The organism is Massilia aquatica, from assembly GCF_011682045.1.
In the GTDB taxonomy this organism is placed as follows: domain Bacteria; phylum Pseudomonadota; class Gammaproteobacteria; order Burkholderiales; family Burkholderiaceae_D; genus Telluria_A; species Telluria_A aquatica.
On sequence record NZ_VVIW01000052.1, the window covers coordinates 1 to 8,371 of the forward strand.

An 8,371-nucleotide genomic window follows, 5' to 3' on the forward strand; every position below is an offset into this window, starting at 1 on the left:
CTTTTTCTCCTTGATCCAACGCGTTCAACGAAATTTGAAGAGTCGCAGCTGCGTCCCGAGTCGGCAAGTTGCTGATTACTGCAGCATACAAACCAAGTGGCATATTTCCTTGATTCACGGCACGACCTTCGAGTGCGGCCAACACAACCTCTCTTAAGTAAAAATTGAGCGCGTCAAAGACCCTAGAGTGCTCCAGTCCCGGTCTAATTGAAAACAGCATTACTCCGCCCTAAGCTTATTGATGAGATATGATCGTTCGATCGATGTCCCAACCGAGGTTTCCAACCAAGCGAGCTTTTCATCATTGCTTTTGCTTTCATCGGCTAACATCTCGCGGATCTGCAAGACGGCCGTCTCAGAGATTGCCGCTCGAAGATTAAAGTGCTTCTTGATCAGCACATCAAACGAAGCACCGAAGGTCTCGCTGGCTGGCGTATTCATGGACGTAACCCTATCGGCTTTCTCAAAGTGAAAAATGGCCTGACGCGGTAATGAGGAAACCAAGAATGGAGAATGGGAAGAGACAAATGCCTGGGCAGAACCGTTAGTTTGGTTGGCTCGTTCGAAGTCGAGATGAAAGTGAGCTCGCCAGCTAGGGTTGAGGTGAGTTTCCGGCTCGTCGTACAGGAATAACGTCTCGTCATTTCCGAACAACTTAACAGCGCCGAGCGTGAGCAGTAGTTGAATTTCTCCGTCGCTTAGATCGTCAAGCATGACTTGGGTTTGTCCGTCGGATAGCCAAAGCTCCTCAACCGACAGCGGCAACTTAGTCTTCAGTGGCTTTTTGACATGACCCTGGAATCCGTCGCTCCGCAGCGACTTTTTCATGGCGCCTGGCCATGCGCCAACTCCCAAGAGTTGTAGCTTGTAGAGCGCTGAGAACCATTCGCTAGGTCCGCGCGCGCTTTCAGCGATACGCTCGAGAATCTGTTCGTCGGCAAAGTCGAGTTCAATTTCGCCAGCCAAGTAGTCCAGCTGAAACAAATCAAACTGCGCCTCCGTGGTTCTTGGCGACAGAGGAGTCAGCTTATCCACGCCTGCTAGGTCTATCAGCCGTTGTATGTCTCTGGCATTGTCACCAGCAGTGGCGTGGCCTCGAAGATCAAATCGTATTAATGCCTTCGAAGGATGACGAAAAGGAATTTCTGTCCAGATCTCATCTCTTTCCTCAGTTGGGAGCATTCCCAAGAGCGCTATGAGCAGCGCCGCGCAGTCGTAGTCGATGAATAGGTTTCTAGGAACGACCGTGTCCCCCTCTCGTAGGCGAAACAAATCTGGGCTATTGGTTTCGCCTTCAGCGTGGAAAATGCCACGATATCGGGCGAGATACTTGCTGTTGATCCCAATGGTCTTCTCCTCATCCACGTCGGGCTGAGCGAGTTCCTCTTTAAGCCTCGAGCGCACGCGGATCACATCGTGATACTGCAATGCATTCCTCATAAACGGACGTTGTAGATTTTCGGAAAGACCCGATGCGTACCCGACGAGACGGGGAAGCAACACATCATCTAATCCGTTTGCATAAGGGATAAGGGACCAGACGGGGGGCGTTGCAGGCGTACTCTCTAAGGCTGAAACCTGCTCTAATCTAAATACCTCAACCACGATGCCGTCACGAGAGTCGATCACATAGCGACGGCGCCCCTCAAAAACTGAAGACGCCAGCTCGTATGCGACACGAAAGTCGTATCCGAGTGGCTTCCTAACATGGAAATCTAGGCGTTGCTTGCGTTCCAAGAATGCAAAGACCTCGGCCACAAGTTCCATGACCTGGGACTTGCCTGAACCGTTGGCACCGATCAATACGACCACATCCCCATCGGCCACAGAGAAGTCAAAGACTTGATCTTTTAGGCTCTTGTACTGACCGAAGACTTCGATCGAAAGTAGTCTCACTCGACTCTCCTTCTACCTCGCTTGACTGGGGCCGGTGCGGGAGCAGCCTGAAGTCGCCGCAGCAAGGCATTGGCAGGCTCATCGCGTGGATCTTGCGGTACCAGTTCGCCGCGGAAGGCTTTGGCCAGTAGCGAAGGCACGAGCCGCTCGGCACCGGTTTGCGCTGCTTTCAGTCGTGTCTCCAACTGATCTACGTAGGCAAAGAGAAGTTTGACGCGACGGACAATCTCGGCTTGCTCAGTGGTACCCGGCAATTTGAACTTAAAGGCGCGCAGTTTCACAGCATTGATGTTCGACTGACTAACCCCGTCTGACTTCACTTTCCAGCAGTACTCGCGTCCTGCCGGACTGCACAAGTTATAGTTCAGGAAGTCAGGAAGTAATTGCGCACCACATCGCACACGAATTAGGTAGCCCGCAAAGATTGCCCTCCGCTCGCCTCTGAAGATCGCCGACTTACCGACCAATTCGGGACTATTTGTACGATTGAAAAGTACATCTCCGTCGCGAAGGTCGTACTTCGCGATTTCGTCTTGGGCGCTGGTGTAGACGAGATCTGTCCAATCCAGATTTCCAGACTGAATATTGCCCATGCGAAGCACCGGCACGGTTCCAGTTCTACTCGACTTGGCTGCGGATCCGTAGCCGAAATCTCCAGCCACATCAACTAGCGATACGTCCTTCCAAACATGAGCTGTAGGGTGCTGCAAGCGCCACTCGAACGTCAATTTCCCGGACGTCGCCGCCACCAGTATCGATTGCCGGAGGCGCGTGAGTAAGGGCGCGACACGTGCGAGGCGGTCGCTCACGACGTCCACGCGTCCGAGCATATCGTCGAGTTTGTTGGCAATACGGCGTTGTTCGGCTGGTGGTGCGACAGGCAAGGTCTCACCCAAGAACACATCTTTTGGCACTCGCTTCAGGCCGACCGATCCCGTCATAGCGACTGTAGCGCGCCGGCGAAAATCCTTGGTGCTTAGCCATCCAAGCAGATATCGCCCATCAATTCCAGCCATCGGGCGAAAGACACAAAACTCGCTACTGCCGGCTCCAATCCCGTTCGGCAATTTCCTGGCGATGCCTGCCTTACCGTTTTCAAAGCACGGCGTGACCTTAGCAACTAATACGTCTCCGTCTTTAAAGTGCGTATATGCTTTCTTGACCTCGGCCCAAATACGCTCCTGTTGAACGGTGATGCCCTTGCCATACCGGGTACCCAGGCTCGCCATTGGTACAAATCCGCAGTTGGTATCGTCGCGCGCCTCGGTCTTAGGGTTAAATTGCACGAGATCACCCAACTGCGCCAAAGTCCAACCATTGGGAAGCTTGCTCATTCTTCATCCTGACCGAGTTCCGCCAAAATTGCTTCCAACTCCACCACTGCTGTATTAAGTTCATCCATCGCTTCGCGGGCCAGCACTGCCGGCTCGGGCAGGTCGGCCTCGTCTTCAGTGTCCTCATCCTTAATCCAAGCAATGTCCAGACTGTCACCCTTCTCGCTGGCGATCCAGTCGCGGGAAAAGCGACGGAAGCGTCCAGAAATACCCTGGTCGATTCGCGTAGTTTGGCCAAGTGGGTCTGTGCCGAAGCACGCCTCGAAGTCCGCGAAGTTCCCCCGAGTCAGTGGTGTACGTTTGCCGTACTTGGGAGCGTTAGCACGCATGTCGTACACCCAAATCTCCTGTGTGCTTCCAGTAGCCGCCTGACTTATTTTCTGGAAGAACAGAACATTGGTCTTCACTCCTTGGGCATAGAAGATTCCTGTGGGCAGGCGCAAGATGGTATGCAAGCGACATTTATCCATCAAGTCGCGGCGAATGTCAGTACCCACAACTGATTCAAACAGCACATTATCGGGTAATACCACAGCAGCACGACCGCCATCCTTGAGGTGACGTACGATGTGCTGCAAGAACGCCAACTGCTTATTATTGGTAGCAAATGTTAAGTCGTCCCGAGTTGGGCCACCGCCGCCTTTAGCGTTGCCAAAAGGCGGATTGCTGAGGACGACGTTGCTTTTCGGCAGGCCGCTTCCAGCACTGCCCAACGTGTTACCCAGATGGACCACACCTTCATCATCACCCTCCATCCCGTGTAGCAGGCAGTTCATTAAAGCCAAACGACGGGTGCCGGAGACAAGCTCCATACCGAGGTAAGCTTTGTTGCGCTGAAAATTGCGCTGTTTTTCCGTCAGATCGTAGTAGTCGTCAGTTTTGCTACGGATATATGCATCGGCCGCAATCAGGAATCCGGCGGTACCCGCAGCAGGATCTTGGATCGTCTCACCTGGCTGGGGTTGAAGCAAATGAACAATGCTGTCAATAAGTGGGCGCGGGGTAAAGTATTGACCGGCGCCGCTTTTGGTTTCACTGGCGTTCTTTTCCAGCAGCCCCTCGTACAGATCGCCCAAGCCGTCCTGTTTGGCACTGAACCAGTCAATAGAGTCCAGACTCTTGATCAGCTGTTCCAGGTGACGCGGTTCCTTGAGGCTAGTCTGCGCTTCGGCATAGATGGCGGCAATCAGCGGATCCGTACTCTGAGAGAGCCGAAGCAGGCTGCTCTTGTAGTGATTCAATAGATTTAGTCCGGAACGACTAGTGAACTCAGGCCACTGCGCATAGTCGGGAAGTTTGTGTGCTTGCAATAGGCCGCTCTCCTTATTCTCATGCTCCATTTTGATAAAGAGCAGAAGGACAAGTTCGGTGACATAGTCGCTGTAGTTGATACCGTCATCGCGCAAAATGTCGCAAAGGTTCCAGAGTTTTTGGACAATGTCTTGAGTAGTCATTAAGTAGGTTCGATTCTAGTGTAGCAGTTAGGCTGCGGCTTGCGGCCACAAGCCATCGGTCAAGTTGTGCATAACTCGTTCCAGTTGGCCACCAAGCAGTTTGTCCAACTGCTTGGCACCACCGTCTCCAGCAAATGCCGTGTTAACGAAATTGTGATCAATGACAATTTCATGGGTAAGTTGTTTTGCCAAACGCTCCAGCCACTTACGCTGTATCGGTGTCCATGTGAATTGCGTGAACAAGTCTTGCATTGCCCGGGCTACCCGCTGCTCGAAAGGCTGTAACGCCTCCCCCAGCGCCGCTTGGCGGATATACGCAATAACGCCGGCGGCGATATCTTGATTGCTCTGCTTGCGCCAGGCGGCTTTGAGATTCGCTTCTGAAAAACCCGCGCCGTCAAGCAGCATGCGCACTTCCTTGAGCTGCTCTCGGGTCAGGTCACGAGGTCGGTTTACCACAGTGGCGATAGCGGCCGACTTATTGATCTGCAAACGTACGAAGGCGCTGAAGCTATCTAAATAGTCCTCTGGCTTGGTGTATTCGCCCCAGCTCTGAGCACGCTCGCGCATTTGGTCTACATGTTGCGAGATTACAGGCATATAGGCAGTACCAAGCAGTTGTTGGACCTCGGCGAGTTGCAGCAGTAGCCGTGTATTGTTGCGCAGGAAGTCGGCGGCAGCCTGAGGGCCGCTTTCCTCACTCAACTGGTGTAGGTGGCGATGAAGATTCTGCGGCGCTACGCCCCATTGCTGCTCCAGTGCATCCAATCTCTCTTTCAATGCTGGACGTTTGTCAGCTTTATGCGCAGCGCCACGGAGAACACGCATAAGTTTTTGGTTGAGCTGGTCCAGCACGTCATGAGCGTGGCTGCGGCCTGGCGCGCTCCCGGGTGCTTCATATGCTCCGGGATTGTTCAGTTCATCTAGCAACTGGTCCAGCGTAACGCGTGGGTCCTTAACCAGCGGTTGCATGGTATTGACAGATTGTAGGGCGGCATAAAGGTCTACGGGATCGTAGATCTTGAAGACAGTTTTGCCTATCTCGTCACATCGCCTCGTTGCGCGACCAATCATTTGCTCGTATAGGATGCGCGATTTCACCCGGCGCATAAATACCAAATGACAAATGGGTGGCACGTCGATGCCCGTCGTTAGCAGATCCACCGTAATAGCAATGGAGGGGAAGCGCTCGTTCTTGTACCGGCGAATAAGCTGATCGACCTTGTCTGAAGCACCCGTGATCTTCTCAACAGCGGCTTGGTTGTAGTGATCGCCATATACGTCTTTGAACGCGCTACCTAATAGGCGCTTAACCATGTCTGCGTGCGCATCCGTGGCGCAAAAGATCATGGTCTTCTCTTCGCCCATCGGATCCAATTCTTGCGCAAGCTGTTCGCAGATGACACGGTTAAAGTCTTCGTTGATGACACGCTTGTTGAAGCTCTCTAGCTCAAAGTGAAGTTCGTCGTCCAGCTCAGCAGACTCAATCTCGCCGGTCCCCATATTGATGGCTTCCACCTGCTGACCACGATTAAAGTGGATCCCATGCTGGCTGAGCAGGGTCTGATACCGGATCGGCGGTTCGTGGTCTATGAGCCAGTCTTCAGCAACGGCTTCTCTGTAAGAATAGGTGAACACCGGACGGCCGAAAATCTCTGTGGTGTGTCGAGCGGGCGTGGCCGTCAGTCCCACCTTGACCGCGTCAAAATACTCCAGCGCCCGACGGTAAGTAGATAGGTACTGAGCCTGGTCACGTAAAGCAAGTTCGCCCTCGGTCATATCCTGGTCAAGTGTATATCCGCGATGCGCTTCGTCCACAATCACACAATCGAAAGCGTCCACGGCTGGCGGATTATCGCTTGCAAAAATGCGCTTGACCATAGCCTGTACTGTGGCCACCTGGACACGCGTTTCAGCCTCGGCAGCCATGTCGCCGAGTGCCGCGATGTTATAAATTTTTGACAACGGCTGGTTCTGTTCAAGCGGAGCTTCGTTGAAGGTATCCATGGCTTGGTCGCCCAGCGCCGTCCGATCGACCAAAAACAGAATACGGCGAAAGCGTTCGGTTTTCAGCAGGCGATAAATAAGGCCGATGATGGTACGCGTCTTCCCCGTTCCGGTAGCCATGGCAAGCAAGCAACTGGACTGTCCACTCTCTAGCGCACGCTCGACGGCAGCGATGGCCTCTTCCTGGTATTCGCGAAGACCGAGATAGGCGAAACCTTCTTGCTTTAACCGTGCGTTGGCATCTGCTTTGCTGCGACGGAGCTGATCCAACAGTCCTTCGGGTGTGTGGAATCCCTGCAAAGGCTTGGATAAATTGGAACCAAGGCGAAGGTCGCGGAACCAGGTGCCGCTTACCTCAGCGTTTTGCTTAATCAGCGGGCGACCATTGCATGAGTATGCAAACGGTAGTTGAAATTCGCCCCCTTGGCCATCGGACCACGGAACTTGGCGGCCTTCGACCAGCCAAGCGGCGCCGTAACCAACGTCGAATTGAACGCCGCGTGCGTATCGTTCGGCTTGGCCAATCTTACCGGCCACGTTGACATTCAGACGCTTGGCTTCAACCGCAGCAATCGGCGTAAGGCCAGCGAATAGAACGTAATCGGCGCTCTGTTTCCCACGTGAGGGCCATTCAGCGATCGCCAAGTTGCGGTGACGCTCTGGGCGAATGCCCTTGGCGTACGTTAAGGAAATGGTATCAGCCTCCCAACCGGCGTCGCGAAGCATTTGATCGATCAACAGTCTCGTGCCGGCCTCGTCCAACGTTACTTGCTGGGCAGCCCGTGCAGACCGCTGAGCAAAGCGCTGAATGTCTTGGGTGCTAGTTGTAGTAGGCTGTAGCGCTGCTGTTTGCAGCTTTGCGTCAAATTCCGCTTTCAGCGCCGCAAACCGTGTGCTCGCTTCGTTCGCCAAACTTTCATAAATGCTGCGCTCCTCGCTAGCGTGTGCAGCAAGTTCGCGCTCTTGTGCCGCCTGCGCTGCAAGCAGAGTAGCCAGTTCGGCCTTGCCTGCCTGCTCGGTTTGCGCCTCTTGCAAGTCCCGGGTAAGACTATCCACTTGCTGCTGCAGCTGGAGCAATTTTTGGCTGGGGTCATCTGGCAAGGAAAATGGGCCCGGCTTGAAGTCTTGCTCCTTGCCGAAACTTCGGTGGAACCAGATGCCAATCTCCCGCGCAACTTTCAGCGCTTCGAGGCCTTCCCTATACCCGATGCCGTGATCTGCCCGGTGAGCAGCGTCGTTGCCACGAATTCGCAGCAAATGAAACATTTGCCGCACTTGAGGGTCCAAACCGAGGCGCTGGTCAACTGCGCGCAATAGCTCTGCTTGAGTGACCTGATGTAAACGCAAGCCAACACGAGAAGCGACTTCTTGCGTAAGGGATTCTGCAAGTAACCGCAGTTTGAGAACACAACTGGCAGGGTCAAAAGGGTAGAGTCGCTCTGCTGTGGAGCCTAGTTCGGCCAACAACGGAGCATGCTCAGCCAAGAAGCCGAAGTTGCCGGGTTTCCCCCCAAGTTCCTTTGCCATATACGTTGCGCCCTTCTGGATCGATGTGAACTTGACGGCAACCAAGCCGTCAACATTTCATTTCTTGGCACCTTGCCGTAGAAACGACCCATCAGGTTTGCTCGGCGCTCCCAGTCGGAGCCTGCGCTACATTGATGCCCCGGTTCTTACAGT

5 protein-coding genes are annotated in these 8,371 nt (G+C 53.8%); all 5 read right to left on the bottom strand.

Annotated features, from left to right (window positions below):
* On the bottom strand, positions 1-220 hold a 220-nt coding region (locus F1609_RS34340; RefSeq protein ID WP_206752982.1), incomplete at its 3' end, for a hypothetical protein.
* Positions 220-1,896, bottom strand: a complete 1,677-nt coding sequence (locus F1609_RS35300; protein ID WP_167082213.1) for an AAA family ATPase — start codon at positions 1,894-1,896, stop codon at positions 220-222. The genes F1609_RS34340 and F1609_RS35300, both read right to left, overlap by 1 nt.
* Positions 1,893-3,230, bottom strand: a complete 1,338-nt coding sequence (locus F1609_RS33550; protein ID WP_167082215.1) for a restriction endonuclease subunit S — start codon at positions 3,228-3,230, stop codon at positions 1,893-1,895. The genes F1609_RS35300 and F1609_RS33550 overlap by 4 nt, the downstream gene beginning before the upstream one ends.
* The gene (locus F1609_RS33555; protein WP_167082217.1) at positions 3,227-4,684 is read right to left on the bottom strand and encodes a class I SAM-dependent DNA methyltransferase; all 1,458 of its coding nucleotides are present in this window, start codon (positions 4,682-4,684) and stop codon (positions 3,227-3,229) included. The genes F1609_RS33550 and F1609_RS33555 overlap by 4 nt, the downstream gene beginning before the upstream one ends.
* 27 nt (positions 4,685-4,711) lie before the next feature.
* On the bottom strand, positions 4,712-8,218 hold the full coding sequence (gene hsdR / locus F1609_RS33560; RefSeq protein ID WP_167082219.1) for a type I restriction-modification system endonuclease: 3,507 nt from the start codon (positions 8,216-8,218) through the stop codon (positions 4,712-4,714).
* Positions 8,219-8,371 lie beyond the last annotated feature (153 nt).

Coding starts and splice junctions, on each gene's coding strand:
- F1609_RS33555 (WP_167082217.1), bottom strand. CDS start 4,684: ATGACTACTCAAGACATTGTCCAAAAACTCTGGAACCTTTGCGACATT.
- hsdR (WP_167082219.1), bottom strand. CDS start 8,218: ATGGCAAAGGAACTTGGGGGGAAACCCGGCAACTTCGGCTTCTTGGCT.
- F1609_RS33550 (WP_167082215.1), bottom strand. CDS start 3,230: ATGAGCAAGCTTCCCAATGGTTGGACTTTGGCGCAGTTGGGTGATCTC.